This is a genomic window from Curtobacterium sp. Csp2, assembly GCF_013347165.1.
This window is the reverse complement of sequence record NZ_CP054593.1, coordinates 1,184,717-1,199,743: the sequence shown is the minus strand read 5'-3', so window position 1 is coordinate 1,199,743 and position 15,027 is coordinate 1,184,717. Positions and strand designations below refer to the sequence as shown.

The 15,027-nt window shown below is 72.3% G+C and carries 14 protein-coding genes; 8 read left to right on the top strand and 6 right to left on the bottom strand.

Annotation, left to right across the window (positions count from 1 at the left end; all coding sequences use genetic code 11):
• Entirely contained in the window at positions 1-1,062 is a 1,062-nt protein-coding gene (locus HUN59_RS05985) for an NADP-dependent oxidoreductase (protein ID WP_174777845.1), read from the bottom strand.
• 303 nt (positions 1,063-1,365) lie between these two features.
• On the bottom strand, positions 1,366-2,280 hold the full coding sequence (locus HUN59_RS05980; protein WP_174777844.1) for a metallophosphoesterase: 915 nt from the start codon (positions 2,278-2,280) through the stop codon (positions 1,366-1,368).
• Positions 2,281-2,338: 58 nt separating this feature from the next.
• On the opposite strand from HUN59_RS05980, the gene HUN59_RS05975 reads away from it, so the two are divergent.
• Positions 2,339-3,349, top strand: a complete 1,011-nt coding sequence (locus tag HUN59_RS05975) for a threonine aldolase family protein (RefSeq protein WP_174777843.1) — start codon at positions 2,339-2,341, stop codon at positions 3,347-3,349.
• A gap of 366 nt (positions 3,350-3,715) precedes the next feature.
• A complete protein-coding gene (locus tag HUN59_RS05970; protein WP_174779391.1) occupies positions 3,716-4,906 on the top strand; it encodes an alpha-hydroxy acid oxidase in 1,191 nt (396 codons plus the stop codon).
• 106 nt (positions 4,907-5,012) lie between these two features.
• Here the strand turns inward: HUN59_RS05970 and HUN59_RS05965 are convergent, their stop codons facing one another.
• Together HUN59_RS05965 and HUN59_RS05960 are read right to left on the bottom strand one after the other, a co-directional pair.
• Positions 5,013-6,140: a glycoside hydrolase family 5 protein gene (locus tag HUN59_RS05965; RefSeq protein ID WP_174777842.1), complete on the bottom strand. Its 1,128-nt coding sequence runs from the start codon at positions 6,138-6,140 to the stop codon at positions 5,013-5,015.
• A 160-nt stretch (positions 6,141-6,300) separates the two neighbouring features.
• On the bottom strand, positions 6,301-7,497 hold the full coding sequence (locus tag HUN59_RS05960; RefSeq protein ID WP_114849812.1) for an ROK family protein: 1,197 nt from the start codon (positions 7,495-7,497) through the stop codon (positions 6,301-6,303).
• 134 nt (positions 7,498-7,631) lie between these two features.
• Here HUN59_RS05960 and HUN59_RS05955 point away from each other — a divergent pair, with 134 nt between their 5' ends.
• The 4 genes from HUN59_RS05955 to HUN59_RS05940 all read left to right on the top strand — a co-directional run bounded on the left by HUN59_RS05955 (position 7,632) and on the right by HUN59_RS05940 (position 12,541).
• A complete protein-coding gene (locus tag HUN59_RS05955; protein ID WP_144804507.1) occupies positions 7,632-8,930 on the top strand; it encodes an ABC transporter substrate-binding protein in 1,299 nt (432 codons plus the stop codon).
• 10 nt (positions 8,931-8,940) lie between these two features.
• On the top strand, positions 8,941-9,891 hold the full coding sequence (locus tag HUN59_RS05950; RefSeq protein ID WP_254630007.1) for a carbohydrate ABC transporter permease: 951 nt from the start codon (positions 8,941-8,943) through the stop codon (positions 9,889-9,891).
• Positions 9,891-10,808 (top strand): carbohydrate ABC transporter permease, encoded by a 918-nt coding sequence (locus HUN59_RS05945; RefSeq protein ID WP_174777841.1) that lies wholly within the window; start codon positions 9,891-9,893, stop codon positions 10,806-10,808. Before HUN59_RS05950 ends, HUN59_RS05945 begins: the two co-directional genes overlap by 1 nt.
• Before the next feature lie 71 nt (positions 10,809-10,879).
• Positions 10,880-12,541, top strand: a complete 1,662-nt coding sequence (locus tag HUN59_RS05940; protein WP_174777840.1) for a glycoside hydrolase family 13 protein — start codon at positions 10,880-10,882, stop codon at positions 12,539-12,541.
• Between the two features lie 250 nt (positions 12,542-12,791).
• Here HUN59_RS05940 and HUN59_RS05935 read toward each other — a convergent pair whose 3' ends face one another.
• A complete protein-coding gene (locus tag HUN59_RS05935; RefSeq protein ID WP_174777839.1) occupies positions 12,792-13,103 on the bottom strand; it encodes a winged helix-turn-helix domain-containing protein in 312 nt (103 codons plus the stop codon).
• Positions 13,100-13,522 (bottom strand): chemotaxis protein CheY, encoded by a 423-nt coding sequence (locus HUN59_RS05930; protein WP_174777838.1) that lies wholly within the window; start codon positions 13,520-13,522, stop codon positions 13,100-13,102. Before HUN59_RS05930 ends, HUN59_RS05935 begins: the two co-directional genes overlap by 4 nt.
• Positions 13,523-13,640: 118 nt before the next feature.
• On the opposite strand from HUN59_RS05930, the gene HUN59_RS05925 reads away from it, so the two are divergent.
• Both HUN59_RS05925 and HUN59_RS05920 read left to right on the top strand, forming a co-directional pair.
• Positions 13,641-14,618 carry an ABC transporter ATP-binding protein gene (locus HUN59_RS05925; RefSeq protein WP_174777837.1) on the top strand — a complete coding sequence of 326 codons (978 nt, stop codon included), beginning with the start codon at positions 13,641-13,643 and terminating at the stop codon, positions 14,616-14,618.
• Positions 14,615-14,977 (top strand): hypothetical protein, encoded by a 363-nt coding sequence (locus HUN59_RS05920; RefSeq protein ID WP_174777836.1) that lies wholly within the window; start codon positions 14,615-14,617, stop codon positions 14,975-14,977. The genes HUN59_RS05925 and HUN59_RS05920 overlap by 4 nt, the downstream gene beginning before the upstream one ends.
• Positions 14,978-15,027 lie beyond the last annotated feature (50 nt).

The window sequence follows — 15,027 nt, the reverse complement described above, 5'->3', positions numbered from 1 at the left end:
TCAGGACGCGGGTGACGCGCTCCCGCCCGCCATCGTCTCGGTGTCGGCACCGCGCTGCTCGCCGTAGCGGTCGCGCAGGTCCCGGGCCTTCTCGGAGCGGTACCAGTCGAGGCGTGCACCGGTCTCGACGGTCTGCATGCCGATCACGACCTTGCCGCGGGAGCGCATCTCGGCCAGGTCCTCGTACGCGTCCACGATGAACTCGAACGGGTAGAAGCCGGAGATGAGCACCTGCACGCGCCGGTCCTGCACGGCCTTGGCGAGCATGACGAGCAGGTCGCGCGCTTCCTCGTCGTCCGCGGGGGCGCGGAGGAAGCGGAGCTCGACGTCGCGGCGGTGCTCGGAGGTCACGAGCCGCTCCGACGGCACGCCGAGGCGCTCCGCGAGGTCCGCCGCACCGCCCCCGCCGTGGTTGTCGATGAACGCGGTGATCGGTCGGCCGGCCGCCATCTGGCGGATGCGGTCCTCCTCGCCCTCGCCGTAGGCCACGGGCAGCGTCCCGATCTGGCGCAGGTAGTCGTGGTTCCGCGGGCTGCCGAGCGCGATCACGGTCGCGCCGGCGTCGTGGGCGAGCTGGCACTCGATGTGCCCGACCCCACCCGCGGCGGCGCTGATCACGACGGTGTCCTCGGGGCCGAGGCGCAGGCCGCGAACGATCGTCGCGGCGGTCGCTCCGGCGAGGTACAGCCCACCGGCGACCTCCCAACCGACGTGTTCGGGCTTCTTGATGACCGCGCCGCGCGGCACGCGCACCCACGTGGCGTGCGCGCCGCCGTCCGGGGCGTGTCCCATGACCTCGTCGCCGACCTTGAGGTCCTTGACCTCGGCGCCGCGTGCGCGGACGATGCCGGCGAAGTCGACGCCCTGGTGGGCCGGGAACGCGAGGTCGATGTGGTCGCGGAGCTTCCCCTCGCGGAGGAACCGCTCGACGTGGTTCAGGCCGGCGGCGACGACCTCGACGACGACCTCGCCGGGTCCGGGTTCGGGACGTTCCTGCGGGACGAGGTCGACGACGTCGAACCCGCCGTACCGGTCGTACTGCACGGCACTACCGATGCGCATGAGGGACTCCTTCCGTCTGCATGACCCCCGGTGTACTCGCGCCACCGGGACGGTGTCCGGGAGCGCGGGGTACTCGACGGGTCCCCTCCCGTGGGCGCGGTCGCCCCACGCGAGCACGGGACGGACGGGAGGCACGGCGCCGGTCCGGCACCGTGCCTCCCGTCCGGTCCGTCCCCGGCCGGGTGCCGGGCCGGTCCGCGTGGCCCGGACTGCGCGACTCGGCCTGCGCGACCCGGCCCGCGCAGCCCGGCCCGCGCGACCGAGCCTGCGTCAGCCCTGCGCGGACCGGCCCGTGCCTCGCGCTCAGCGCGGGCCGGCCTGCTCCGCGATCCGCGCGACCGTCTCGGCGTCCAGCGCGAACGCGAGCGGATCCGCGTCCGGCTGGGGAACGCGCACCGGGGTGGACCACACCGAGCCGTCCGGCGCGACGTCCACGATGAGTGCACCGGCGGCGACGTGGGCGGACTCCTCGTCGTACGGACCGACGACGTCGGTGTCGTTCGCCACGCCCGGTGCGACGAGCACGGGGATCCCGCCGAGCGACCCGACGGCGTGGTGGTGCTGGTGGCCGCCGAGGACGACCCGGACGTCCGAGCCGTCGAGCACCTCCGCGAGGTCCTCCGGGTTCTGCAGGCGGAGCGCCTCGTGCAGGAGCGTCGGCGACGGCACCGGCGGGTGGTGCAGCACGACGACCGTGCCGTGCTCCGTGGGCTCGCCGGTCAGCGCGGTCCGGAGCCGCTCGAGCGCCGTTTCGTCGAGGTGTCCGTAGCCAGCGCCGGGGACGCTCGTGTCGACGGTGACGATGCGGAAGCCGTGCACGGTGGACTGTCCGGAGACCGGGACCTCCGGCGGGGTGTGCTCCATCGTGTGCGCGAGCGGCCGGCCGCCCTCGCCGAGGACGTGCCCGTTCGCCAGGACCTGACGGAAGCCCTCGCGCAGGTCGTGGTTGCCCGGGACCGCGACGAACGCCGCGCCGCGCCGCTCCGCCCAGGCGCCGACGCGCTCCCGGACGGTCCGGTAGGACTCCGGGCTGCCGTCCTCCGACACGTCGCCGGACACGACGACGAGCCCGACGCCCGGGACACCGTCCACGTGGGCGAGCACGGCGTCGAGCGCCGCGGTGGTGTCGACGGACCCCTGGTGGAGTGCACCGTCGCCGGTCAGGTGCGTGTCGGAGAGGTGGAGGATGCGGAGCGACCCCGCGGCTGGCTGCTGCATGGCGCCACGCTAGCGGCGTCGCGCATCGACGATCTGAACGGCGCGTTAGCGTTGCCTGGTGACCGACGCCCCGATCGACCTGCGCTCCGACACCGTCACCCGACCGACCCCGGCGATGCGCTCCGCGATGGCCGGCGCCGAGGTCGGCGACGACGTCTTCGGCGAGGACCCGGAGACGAACGCCCTCGAGCGCGAGGTCGCCGACCTGCTCGGGCACCAGGCCGGACTCTTCACCCCGACCGGCTCCCTGGCGAACCAGCTCGGGCTGCGGTTGCACGTCGCCCCGGGCGAGGAGCTGCTCGCCGACGTCCGCGCCCACGTCGTGCGGGCCGAGCTCGGCGCCGCCGCGGTGTTCTCCGGCATCACGACGCGAACGTGGGCCTCGGAGCGCGGACGACTCGTGGCCGCGGCGGTCGAGGCGATCGCGGAGCCGGACGCCGGCGCCTACTCGGTGTCGACGACGGCCATCGCGGTCGAGAACACCCACAACTTCGGTGGCGGCACCGTGCAGCCCCTCGACCAGGTCCGGGCCGTGCAGGCGTACGCGCGGGAGCACGGCATCGCGGTGCACCTCGACGGCGCCCGGCTGTGGAACGCGCACGTGGCGTCGGGCACCCCGCTCCGCGAGCTCGCGGCCGGCTTCGACACGGTGTCGGTCTGCCTGTCGAAGGGCCTCGGTGCCCCGGTCGGCTCGGTGCTCGTCGGCTCCCGAGAGCGCGTCGCGGCCGCGCGGGTCTGGCGGAAGCGGTACGGCGCGGGGACGCGGCAGACCGGGTTCCTCGCCGCCGCGGGTCGGTACGCCGTCCGGCACCACGTCGACCGGCTCGCCGAGGACCACGCGAACGCCCGGGTGCTCGCCGCGGCGCTCGACGTCGACCCGGCGACCGTCGACACGAACATCGTGTTCGCGGAGGTCGCCGACCCGGGGGCGTTCGTCGCCGGGGCCGCGGAGCGGGGCGTCCGGGTGATGCAGCTCGGACCGCGGGCCGTCCGGCTCGTGACGCACCTGGACGTCAGCGCCGAGGACGCCGCCCGCGCCGCCGAGGTCCTGGCCGCGCTCCCCCGCTGACCGGCGCTGGCGCTCGCGGGCTCCGGCGATCGCGAAACGCAACGTCGGCGGGTTCTCGCGGCGGTTCTTCGCGCGAGACCCGCCGACGTTGCGTCTTGTGGGAGGGAGCTTGATCGGACGTCTCGCGACATCCCCGGCTCCGTCGACGCGTTGGCGCAGCGCGCTCCTTGCCCGAGAGCGCACCCCTGCCGCATCGCCCTCGCCAACGACCCCATACAGACATAGGATGTCTGTATGACCTCGACCGACGACCAGCACCGCGTCGACCCGGCGACCGGGGCTCCGGCACCGACGCCGGGAACCCCGTCGACGAACCGGGTCCGGGTCCGGCGGCAGCTGCCGACCGTGCACGACCTGGTGCCGCTGATGCAGTTCAAGAAGCCCGCGCTGCCGGGGCGGCGGCAGCGGCTCGAGTCCGCGCTGACGATCTGGGACCTCCGCCGGATCGCCGCGCGCCGCACCCCGAAGGCGGCGTTCGACTACACCGAGGGTGCGGCGGAGGCCGAGAGCTCCCTCGCCCGCGCCCGCCAGGCGTTCGAGGACATCGAGTTCACCCCGGCGATCCTGCGCGACGTCTCGAAGGTCGACACCTCCCGCGAGGTGCTCGGCGCACCCACCGCCCTGCCGTTCGGGATCGCCCCCACCGGCTTCACCCGGATGATGCAGACCGAGGGCGAACGCGCCGGCGCCCGGGCCGCCGGTCGGGCGGGCATCCCGTTCTCGCTCTCGACGATGGGCACCACGGCGATCGAGGACGTCCGTGACGCGAACCCGCACGGCCGGAACTGGTTCCAGCTCTACATGTGGAAGGACCGCGACAAGAGCATGGCGCTGGTCGACCGGGCCGCGAAGGCCGGGTTCGACACGCTGCTCGTCACGGTCGACGTCCCCGTCGCGGGCGCACGGCTGCGGGACAAGCGCAACGGGTTCTCGATCCCACCACAGCTCGGCGTGAAGACCATCGTCAACGCGATCCCGCGGCCGTGGTGGTGGTTCGACTTCCTCACCACGGAACCCCTCGCGTTCGCCTCGCTCGACCGCTGGTCGGGCACGGTCGGCGAGCTGCTCGACCACATGTTCGACCCGACGGTCACCTACGAGGACCTCGCGTGGATCCGGGACCAGTGGCCCGGCAAGGTCGTCGTCAAGGGCGTGCAGTCCCTCGCGGACGCCAAGCGCCTGGCGTCGATGGGGGTCGACGGCATCACCCTGTCGAACCACGGTGGCCGGCAGCTCGACCGCGCCCCCGTCCCGTTCCACCTGCTCCCCGAGGTCGTCAAGGAGGTGGGTGCGGACACCGAGGTGCACCTCGACACCGGCATCATGTCCGGCGCCGACGTCGTCGCCGCCGTCGCGCTCGGCGCCCGGTTCACGATGGTCGGCCGCGCCTACCTCTACGGCCTCATGGCCGGCGGCGAGGCCGGTGTCGACCGGATGATCCAGATCCTCTCCGAGCAGATCGAACGGACCATGCGCCTGCTCGGCGTCGCCACGCTCGACGAGCTCGAACCGGGACACGTCACCCAGCTGCAGCGACTGGCGCCGGTCCGGCGCTGATCCGTCGCCGACGCGACCACCCCACGGACGGGAGGCACGATGCCAGCTGGCACCGTGCCTCCCGTCCGGTCCGTGGTCGCGTCGCGCGTCCCGGTCCGTGGTCGCGTCAGCGGGTCCCGAAGGGCGCGCGCTCACCCTCGCCCCAGGCCCACCGCAGCAGGGCGAGCCCGGACTCGTTCGTCACCGCGAGCTCCACGTGCGACCCGGCGCCCTGCAGTTCCTCGAGGCTGTAGGTGTCACCGGTGCGCAGCCCCGGCCAGTACACGGCGCCGAGGTGCCGCTCGCGGACGATCGTCGTGACCGTCTGCAGGAAGGCGACCGAGTTGTCCGCGTCGGCGTTGCCGGTCGTCGCGGAACCGCGGTAGTCGATCCCGGTGGTCATCGGGACCCCGAACTCGTCGAGGACGGTGCGGGCGCCGCACGCCTGGTCGCCGAGTCGGCTCTCGAAGTCGGCGGCCCAGCCCGCGGCGTCGTGCGTGCCCCAGAACCCGTAGAAGTGCTGCGACACGTAGGTCCCGGCGAGTGCCGGCGCAGCGCAGACCGCGTCGACGCGGTCGTTGTAGCCGGTGCCGCTGACGAACACGCGGTCGCGCGGGATCCCACGGGCCGTGTAGCGGTCGACCCAGTCGGTGGCCACCTGGATCCAGTCGGCGGGTGCGTAGCCGAACGGCTCGTTCATCGGCTCGAAGTACACGCCGGCGTCACCGCGGTAGGTGCTCGTCAGCATGTCGCACATGGCGGTCCAGGCGGCGGGGTCGTCGACCTTGCCGTCCTTGCTGGCGTCACTGCCCTCCCAGTAGCCGAGGACGACCTTGACGCCCTGGTGCCGGGCGGCGTCGATCGCCCCCTTGTAGGACGTCCACCACGCCGTGCCGACGGAGTACGGGTTGACGGGCAGGCGGACGGTGTCGGCGCCGAGGTCCTTCCGGAACTCGCGGACGATCCGCTCCGAGGTCTTGTACACGGTGCGGTAGTCGTCCGACGTCGAGAGCCCCGAGGGGACGACGGGCCCGTTCACGTAGTTGTCCCGCGGGTCGGCCCAGTTGACGCCGTGGAACTGCGTCGGGTCGAGGGCGGGCGCCGGGTTCGGACGGCTGTGGGCCGGCGCCGCGGCGGTCGCGGCCGGGGCGGCGGTCGCGGTGCCGGGGACGGCGAGGGCGAGCGCGGTGGCGCCGGCGACGACGGCGAGCGTGCCGACGAGGCGGCGTCGGCGTGGGGTGGTCGAGGTGTGCATGGGTTCTCCCTGACTGCATCGTTGCAGCGGCACGACGACGTCGTCGTGCCGGTCGTCGGCGCTCCCGCGTGCCCCCTGGCACGCTCATGGCAACGTCAACACGCAAGCAGCGTGGCACTGCGCGGGCGCGGTGTCAACGGGTGCTCGGGCGGCGCGGCGGTCAGGCTGCGGGGACCGGCTGGGCGGCCGGCAGCGGGAACGCCATCGGGTCGGCGCGGACAGTGTCGAGCGCCAGCGCCAGCGCCCCGAGCACGACGACGTCGCCACCCAGCCGGGAGGCCACGACCTCCGGCGTCGGGTCGTACTCCCACGCCGCGAGGTGCGCCCGTGCCCGGTCGATCACCGGCTCGACCGCGTCCGCGATCGCCCCGGCGACGACCACGCGGTCGATGTCGAGCAGGCTCGCGAGCAGCACGCAGACCCGCGCCAGACGATCCCCCAGCGCGTCGACGATCCCGACCGCGACCGCGTCGCCGAGTGCGGCGGCGGTCAGGACGGCCGCGGCGTCGGGCTCCTCGTCGCCGCCGAGGAGCGAGGACGCGCCGACACGGCCCGCCGCCCGCGCCTGCCGAACGAGCGTGCGTGCGGTGCGACCGATGCCGTCGGAGGACGCCACACCGTCGACCAGGTCGAGCACCCGGAGCTCGCCGGCACCGCCGCGCGCCCCGCGCAGCAGGACCCCGTCGACGACGAGCCCGGCGCCGAAGCGCTCACCGGACAGCAGCGCCGCGAACGAGGCGTCCCCGGAGGACGGCCGTTCGGCGAGGGCCGCCGCGTTCGCGTCGTTCTCGACGACCACGACACCGTGCGGCACGACGTCGGCGAAGCCCGGGTTCATCCGGTTCCAGAACCCGCCGTCGTCCGGCGACGCACCCGAGGCGTCGACGGGCGCGGGGATGCCGATGACGGTCACCAGCACGCGCGTCGGGTCGACCCCGGCGTCGGCGAGCGCCCTGGACACGGTGTCGGCCGTGACGCCGAGGCGGACCGGGACCTCGAGGCCGGCATCGCCGAGTGCGCCCTCGGCCCGTGCGAGCACCGTCCCGCGCAGGTCTGCGACGAGCGCCGTGACGCGGTGCTGCCCGGCGTCGACCCCGACGACCACCCCGGCTCCCGCGTCGAGTTCGTAGCGGCGGGCGGGTCGGCCCTTCCGGTACTCCTCCCCCGCAGCCCGGGCGTCGTCGAGGTCGCGGAGCCACCCGAGCCGGACGAGCTCGGCGCACGCGGCGAGGACGGTCGAGCGGGTCAGGCCGGTGGCGTCGATGGCTTCGGTCGCGGTGAACGCGGCGGCGTCGAACGCGGACGCCAGGACCGTCTCGGCGCTGGTCGCACGAGCGGGCTCACGGCGTCGGGACATGCGCTGACCCTACCGCGGGGAACATTGCTTGCGCGATTAGATTTTCTGAGTAGATTAAGTGTCGCGAGCCGGCACCGACGCCGGTCCGCTGACCGGGACGGCAGGGACGCCGGGTCCGGACGGACGGAGACGACGTGCGACCACACGCCACCACCAGGGACACCGCCGCGCTCAGCCGCCGCGGGTTCCTCCTCGGGGCCGGCGGCATCGGCGCGGGCCTGGCACTCGCCGGGTGCGCCCCGCTCGGCGGTTCGAGCAGCCGACCCGAGACGATCACCTTCTACGTGTCGAAGCCCGAGGTCATCGGCTACTTCGACGACGTCATCGCGAAGTTCCACGACAGCCAGTCGAAGATCCGCGTGGTCCGCGACTCGACGTCGAACATGTCCGCGAACTTCGTCCGGAACCGGCCGCCGGACCTCGGGTGCCTGAACTACAACTACGCGATGGTCTCGTTCGTCGAGCACGGCGCCCTGACGGACCTGTCGGACCTGCCGGAGAAGGACACGATCAACCCGGACCTGTGGCCGCTCATGCAGCAGACGGCCGACTACCCGGGCCGCACCAGCGTCCTGCCCTACTCGGTGACGGCGGCGTCCGTGATCTACAACAAGCGGATCTTCGCCGACCAGGGGCTCGAGGTGCCGACCACGTGGTCGGCGTTCCGCGACGTGTGCGAGCGGCTCGTCCGCGCCGGCATCACCCCGATGTACGGCACGTACAAGGACAACTGGACGATCGCCCAGGGCATGTTCGACTACTCGGTCGGCGGCATGCTCGACCTGCAGCAGACCTTCGCCGCGCTCGACCGCGAGGGAACCCGGGTCGGCAAGGGCTCCCGTGTCTCGTTCGAGAAGGACTTCGCGGCGCCCGTGGACCGCATGGTGGACCTGCTCCAGTGGCACCAGAAGGGCGCCGCGAGCCGCGGGTACGGTGACGGGAACCTGGCGTTCGCGCAGGGGAAGGCCGCGATGTACCTGCAGGGACCGTGGGCGCTCGGCGAGATCGCGAAGTCGAACAAGGACGTCGAGCTCGGCACCTTCCCGTTCCCCGCGACCGACGACGCCGCGGACAACAAGGTGCGCGTGAACGTCGACCTGGGGCTCTGGATCCCGGAGGCGTCGCGCAAGCAGGAGGCCGCGCGCGAGTTCCTGTCGTTCCTGATGAGCCCGGCGGTCAGCGACCGGTACAACGCCGACAACAACGGCTTCGGCGTCCGCAAGGACTCCCCACCGGTGTCGAACCCCGCTCTCCGTGGCATGCAGGACTCGTACGACCGCGCCGCCTTCTCCCTCGGCGCCTCGCAGCTCATCCCCGCCGAGATCCCGGTGGCGAACTACCTGCAGTCCATCGCCTTCGGCGGTGCCCCCGCTCCGCAACTCCGCACCCTCGACGGCGACTGGGCGCGGCTCGCGCTCCGCACGGCCGCGTAAGGAGACGACCTTGGCCACCACGACCACCGAAGCGATCACGACGGCGGACCGCCGCCGACGGGGCGGAGCCGCACCGCGCCTCCAGTCCGGCAGCCGCGGACGCCGGAAGCGCGTCGAACCGCTCTTCCTCGTCTTCCTCGTCCCGACACTGGTGCTCTTCACGCTCGCCATCACGCTGCCGGCGGTGATGGGCATCGTGCTGAGCTTCACGGACTCCGTCGGGTTCGGCGAGTTCCGGTTCACCGGGCTCACCAACTACGTCGCCGTGTTCTCCGACCCGGCGATCCTGCAGGCGTACCTGTTCACGATCGGGTTCTCGCTCGTCACCGTCCTCGTCGTGAACGCGATCGCGTTCCTGCTCGCCATCGCGCTGACGTCGAAGGTGCGCGGGAAGATCGCGCTCCGGGCGGTGTTCGTCCTGCCGATGGTGATCTCGGGCATCGTCATCGCCTACGTGTTCTCGTTCCTGTTCGCGAACTCGCTGCCGGCGCTCGCCACCGCACTGGGCTTCGCGCCGCTCGAGCAGAGCATCCTCGCGAACCCGGACCTGGCGTGGGTCGCGATCGTGGTCGTCACCGCGTGGCAGGCGATCCCGTCGACGCTCCTCATCTACATCGCCGGGGTCCTGTCGATCCCCGGGGAGGTGTACGAGGCCGCCGCCCTGGACGGCGCGAGCTCCTGGCGGCAGCTCGTGTCGATCACGGCCCCGCTGACGGCGGGCTACATCCTGATCAACCTGGTGATCGGGTTCAAGAACTTCCTCAACTCGTACGACATCATCGTCGGCATGACCGACGGCGGCCCCGGTACCGCGACGACCAGCGTCGCGATGTCGATCTTCAAGGGCTTCAGCAGTGGCGACTACGCCTACCAGATGGCGAACGCGACGATCTTCTTCGTCATCGCGGTCGTGATCGCCGTGATCCAGCTGCGGGCGACCCGCGGGAAGGCAGCGCTCTGATGACCATGCAGGCACCCCTCCGACCGGGCACCACCGCGACCGGGTCGATCCGCTCCGTGGACGCCGACCGCACCGCCGGACGACGCGGCGGCGGCCGTGGCGACCGCGCCAACTGGCCGGTGACGATCGTCCTCGTGCTGTGCGCGCTCTCCGTCCTCGTCCCGCTGTACGTCACGGTGACGATGGCGTTCAAGACCACGAGCCAGGCCGTCGACGGCAACGCGTTCTCGCTGCCGGCGCCGTTCAGCGTCGACGGGTTCGTCCAGGCGTGGGAGCTCACCGACTTCCCGCGGGCGTTCGGCGTCTCGGTGCTCATCGCCGCGATCACCGTCGCCGGGACGATCCTGCTCGCGTCGTTCACCGCGTACGCCATCGCCCGGAACTGGGAGCGCCGGCTGTTCCGCTGGTCGTTCTTCTACCTGCTCGCCGCGATGTTCCTGCCGTTCCCGGTCCTCGCACTCTCGCAGGTGAAGCTCACCGGGCTGGCTCACCTGGACAACCCACTCGGCGTCGCGATCCTGCACGTCATGTTCCAACTGTCCTTCAGCGTGCTGCTGTTCACCGCGTTCCTGCGGTCGATCCCGGCCGAACTGGAGGAGAGTGCACGCATCGACGGCGCGAGCACGGGACAGGCGTTCTGGCGACTGGTGTTCCCGCTCCTCGCACCGATGAGCGCCACCGTCGGCATCTTCGCGTTCCTCGCGTCCTGGAACGACTTCGTGATGCCGTCGCTGATCACCTCCGACCCCGCGCTGCAGACCCTGCCGGTGCTGCAGCAGATGTTCCAGACCCAGTTCAGCAACAACTACAACGTGTCCTTCGCCTCGTACCTGATGGCGATGGCACCGGCGATCATCGTCTACCTCGTCACCCAGCGGTGGGTGATGGCCGGGGTGACGCAGGGCGCCATCAAGTGACCGAGCCGAACACCGCCACGACCACGACCCCCACTCCCACTCCCACTCCCACGAACGACGGAAGGCCCTACGTGACCGACACCCTCGCCCAGCCCGCTGCGACCACCACCGACGAGACGTGGTGGCGTCAGGCGAGCGTCTACCAGGTCTACCCGCGCTCGTTCGCCGACGCGGACGGCGACGGCATCGGCGACCTGCACGGTGTGACGAGCCGCGTGCCGTACCTGGCCTCGCTCGGCATCGAGGCGGTCTGGCTCAGCCCGTTCTACCCCTCCGCCCTCGCCGACGGCGGCTACGACGTCGACGACTACCGCGACGTCGACCCGCGGCTCGGCACGCTCGCCGACTTCGACGACATGGTCGCGGCGCTGCACGGCGCCGGCATCCGCGTGATCGTGGACATCGTGCCGAACCACACGAGCGACCGGCACGCCTGGTTCCGCGAGGCCCTCGCAGCGCCGAAGGGCAGCCCGGAGCGGGACCGCTACGTCTTCCGCGACGGCAACGGCCCGGACGGCCAGGAGCCGCCGGCCGACTGGGTGTCGATCTTCGGCGGCCCGGCGTGGACCGCGGTCGGCGACGGCCAGTGGTACCTGCACAACTTCGCGAAGGAGCAGCCCGACCTGAACTGGGCGAACCGCGAGGTCCGCGACGACTTCCTGCACACCCTGCGCTTCTGGTCCGACCGCGGGGTCGACGGCTTCCGCATCGACGTCGCCCACGGTCTCGCGAAGGACCTGCCGGCCGGCGAGCTGCCCACGTGGGCCGAGGTGCTCGCGAGCCCGAAGGACGGCGCGCACATCCTCTGGGACCGCGACGACGTGCACGAGATCTACGCCGAGTGGCGCCGGGTCTTCGACGAGTACACCCCCGCCCGCACCGCGGTCGCCGAGGCCTGGGTCGCCGCCGACCGCCGCGCCCGGTACGCCTCCGCCGAGGGGCTCGGGCAGGCGTTCAACTTCGACCTGCTCGAGGCCGACTTCGACGCGCAGCAGTTCCGCACGATCATCGAGTTCAACCTCGGGCTCGCCGAGCAGTCCGGCTCGTCGACGACGTGGGTGTTCTCGAACCACGACGTCGTCCGGCACGCCACCCGGTACGCGCTCCCCGCCCGCAACGGCGCCGAGGAGAAGCAGGGCGCCGCGTGGCTCCTTGCCGGCGGCGCGCAGGAGGACCTCGACCGCGCCCTCGGGCTCCGGCGCGCGCAGGCGGCGACGCTCCTCGAGCTCGCGCTGCCCGGCTCGGCGTACCTGTACCAGGGCGAGGAGCTCGGCCTGCACGAGGTCGGCGACATCCCCGACGCCGAACGACAGGACCCGGCGTTCTTCCGGAACCCGGGCGTCGACGTCGGCCGCGACGGTTGCCGCGTGCCGATCCCGTGGACCCGCTCGGGGCCGTCCTTCGGCTTCGGCACGGGCGGTTCGCACCTGCCGCAGCCGGCCTGGTTCGCCGACTTCTCGGTCGAGGCCGAGGACGCCGACCCGGACTCGACGCTCAACCTGTACCGGAAGGCCCTCGGGCTGCGCGGCCAGCTCCGGTCCGAGGAGCACCTCGAGTGGATCGAGACCGGCCGCGACGACGTGCTCGCGTTCCGTCGCCCGAACGGGTGGACGAGCGTGACGGTGTTCGGCGACGAGCCGTTCGCACTCCCCGCCGGCGAGCTCCTGCTCGCCTCCGCGCCGGTGGCAGACGGCGCCCTGTCGGGTGTGGGGACCGCCTGGTTGCGTTCCTGACGGGACCGCGCGTTCCTGACGGGACCAGCAGGCGGACGGGAGGCACGGTGCGGGCAGGCACCGTGCCTCCCGTCCGTCCCGGGGTCGCGTCCCGCACCCGGCGTGCCGTGCCGATCCGCGCGTGGGGTGCCGATCCGCGCCTGGGGTGCCGATCCGCGCGCGGGATGGCGATCCGCGCATGGGAGGTCGCCCCTTCCGACCCACCATGCGCGGATCCACCTCCCACGTCACCAGTGATGGGACAGATCGCTCAGGACGAGCCCACCGATCCCGCGATCTCCCGGAGCGCGGCGAGGTGCGCCTGCCACGCGAGACGACCCGCCCGCGTCAGGGACAGCGACGTCCGCGGGGTCCTGCCGACGTGCGCCTTGCCCACCGTGACGTACCCGGCCGCCTCGAGCGCGCTGGCCTGCTTGCTCAGCGCGGAGTCGGTGACCTCGAGCGTGTCCCGGACCTCGCGGAACGAGAGCGTCCCAGCCCGGTCGAGCGCTGCGACGACCGAGAACCGCACCGGGTTCTGCAGCAGGTCGTCGAGTCGGTGTCGCGGGTGCGAGCTGCTCATCCGCGGGACTCCCACGCGGCGCAGGCGAGCGACACGACGAGGACGAGACCGGACGTGACCGCCGACCACAGCACCGAGCCGTGCGCCCAGCCCACGACGGCGATCGCGGCGCAGTAGCTCAGCCCCCACGCGGCGACGTAGGTGATCCACCGCCGGCCGCGGGCGAAGGCGGCACGACCACGGATCGCGGCGCTGAACCACAGGACGAGCGCGAGCACGACGACGATCGTGCCGACGTAGGCCGCCGCGAAGGCACGGCCCGCCGACATCCCCATCGCGAAGGTCCCGAGGGACGTCGTCGCGCCGAGGGCGACGATGAAGGCGACGTACGGCCACCGGACGGCGTCGTGCGTGCGACGGGCGAGACGGTCGGCGTGCGCGAGGAGTGCGCGGGCCTCGGACGGTTGCGGATCGGTCATGGTTCCCCCTCTGGTCCCTCCCCACCCCGGGAAGTGTTCCCATCATGACAACTACTTTCCAAAGTGGCAAGTGCCGGTACCCGGTGACCCCCGCCCCACCGTCGGTAGGGTCGGCACCATGAGCGGGGCGGACATCAGCGTGCGGGACTTCATGATGCGCTTCGGCGACCGGGACGTGGTCGACGGCCTGTCCTTCGACGTGGCCCCCGGCGAGACCTTCGGTCTGCTCGGTAGCAACGGCTCGGGCAAGACCACCACGATCCGGGCCCTGCTCGGCATCACGACCCCGACCGCCGGGACCCTGACGGTCGACGGCGTCCCCTACCGTCCGGCGACCGGCGGCATCGGCTACCTGCCCGAGGAGCGCGGGCTCTACCGCAAGGAGTCCGTCATCGACGTGATGACGTACTTCGGCATGCTCCGTGGCCTGCGCCGTCCCGAGGCGACCGCGTGGAGCACCGCCTACCTGGAGCGCGTCGGGCTCGCGGACCGCGCGAAGCTCCGCGTGGACAAGCTCAGCGGTGGGCAACAGCAGAAGGTGCAGCTCGGCATCACGATCATGGACCGCCCGCGCCTGCTCATCCTCGACGAGCCGACGAAGGGCCTCGACCCGGTCAACCGCCGGCTGCTCCTCGACCTGGTCGCCGAGCGGAAGGCCGACGGCGCCACGGTCGTGCTCGTGACGCACCACATGGACGAGGTCGAGCGGTTGTGCGACCGGATCCTCCTGCTCAAGGACGGGCGCGCCGCCGCGTACGGCAGCATCCCCGAGGTGCAGGACGCCTTCGGCGGTGCGGTCGCGCACGTGACGCTCGACGGCAGCGTGCCGGAGTCGCCGCTGTACCGGGTGGTCCGGCACGAGGGGCACGTGGCGTACCTCGCCCTGACCGACGCCGCCGTGCCGGACGGGTCGGACGTCCTCGCCGCGCTCGTGTCCGCCGGGGTGCACGTGACCGGGTTCACGATGCGGCGGATCCCCCTCGACGAGATCTTCGTGCAGGTCTACGGCCACGACGCCGGACACGACGACGTGGCCACCGCGAGCGAGCACGAGAAGACCCGCACCGGCACCGGCGCAAGAGGAGCAGCCGCGTGAGCCGCCTCGGGACGGTCGTCCGGTTCGAGTTCGTCCGCGCCGTGAAGAAGCCCGCGTTCTGGATCGGCACGCTCGCACTCCCCCTGGTCGTGGTCGTCGTGTCGCTGCTCGTCGGGGTCGGCCAGGCCGCCGGTGCGGACTCGGTCAGCTCGAGCTCCTCGGCCGCGAAGACCCCGTTCCACTACGTCGACCACTCCGGGCTCGTCGACCGCTCGGTCGCGGCGAAGTGGGGCGGCTCACCGTCCACCGACCCCGAGGCCGACCAGGCGGCTGTCCGTGCGGGGCGACTCGACCTGTTCGTCGTCTACCCCAGGACCCCGGGGTGGTCATCACGAAGAACGCCGCGTACAGGGGGATGATCAGCGCGAAGATCGCCGCGGACTGCAGCGTCTGTCTCTTATACACATCT

What these genes read in the sequence shown, in the direction of transcription:
- HUN59_RS05985 (WP_174777845.1), bottom strand. Translation starts at nt 1,062, where the DNA reads ATGCGCATCGGTAGTGCCGTGCAGTACGACCGGTACGGCGGGTTCGAC.
- HUN59_RS05980 (WP_174777844.1), bottom strand. Translation starts at nt 2,280, where the DNA reads ATGCAGCAGCCAGCCGCGGGGTCGCTCCGCATCCTCCACCTCTCCGAC.
- HUN59_RS05970 (WP_174779391.1), top strand. Translation starts at nt 3,716, where the DNA reads ATGCAGTTCAAGAAGCCCGCGCTGCCGGGGCGGCGGCAGCGGCTCGAG.
- HUN59_RS05965 (WP_174777842.1), bottom strand. Translation starts at nt 6,140, where the DNA reads ATGCACACCTCGACCACCCCACGCCGACGCCGCCTCGTCGGCACGCTC.
- HUN59_RS05960 (WP_114849812.1), bottom strand. Translation starts at nt 7,497, where the DNA reads ATGTCCCGACGCCGTGAGCCCGCTCGTGCGACCAGCGCCGAGACGGTC.
- HUN59_RS05945 (WP_174777841.1), top strand. Translation starts at nt 9,891, where the DNA reads ATGACCATGCAGGCACCCCTCCGACCGGGCACCACCGCGACCGGGTCG.
- HUN59_RS05935 (WP_174777839.1), bottom strand. Translation starts at nt 13,103, where the DNA reads ATGAGCAGCTCGCACCCGCGACACCGACTCGACGACCTGCTGCAGAAC.
- HUN59_RS05930 (WP_174777838.1), bottom strand. Translation starts at nt 13,522, where the DNA reads ATGACCGATCCGCAACCGTCCGAGGCCCGCGCACTCCTCGCGCACGCC.
- HUN59_RS05925 (WP_174777837.1), top strand. Translation starts at nt 13,641, where the DNA reads ATGAGCGGGGCGGACATCAGCGTGCGGGACTTCATGATGCGCTTCGGC.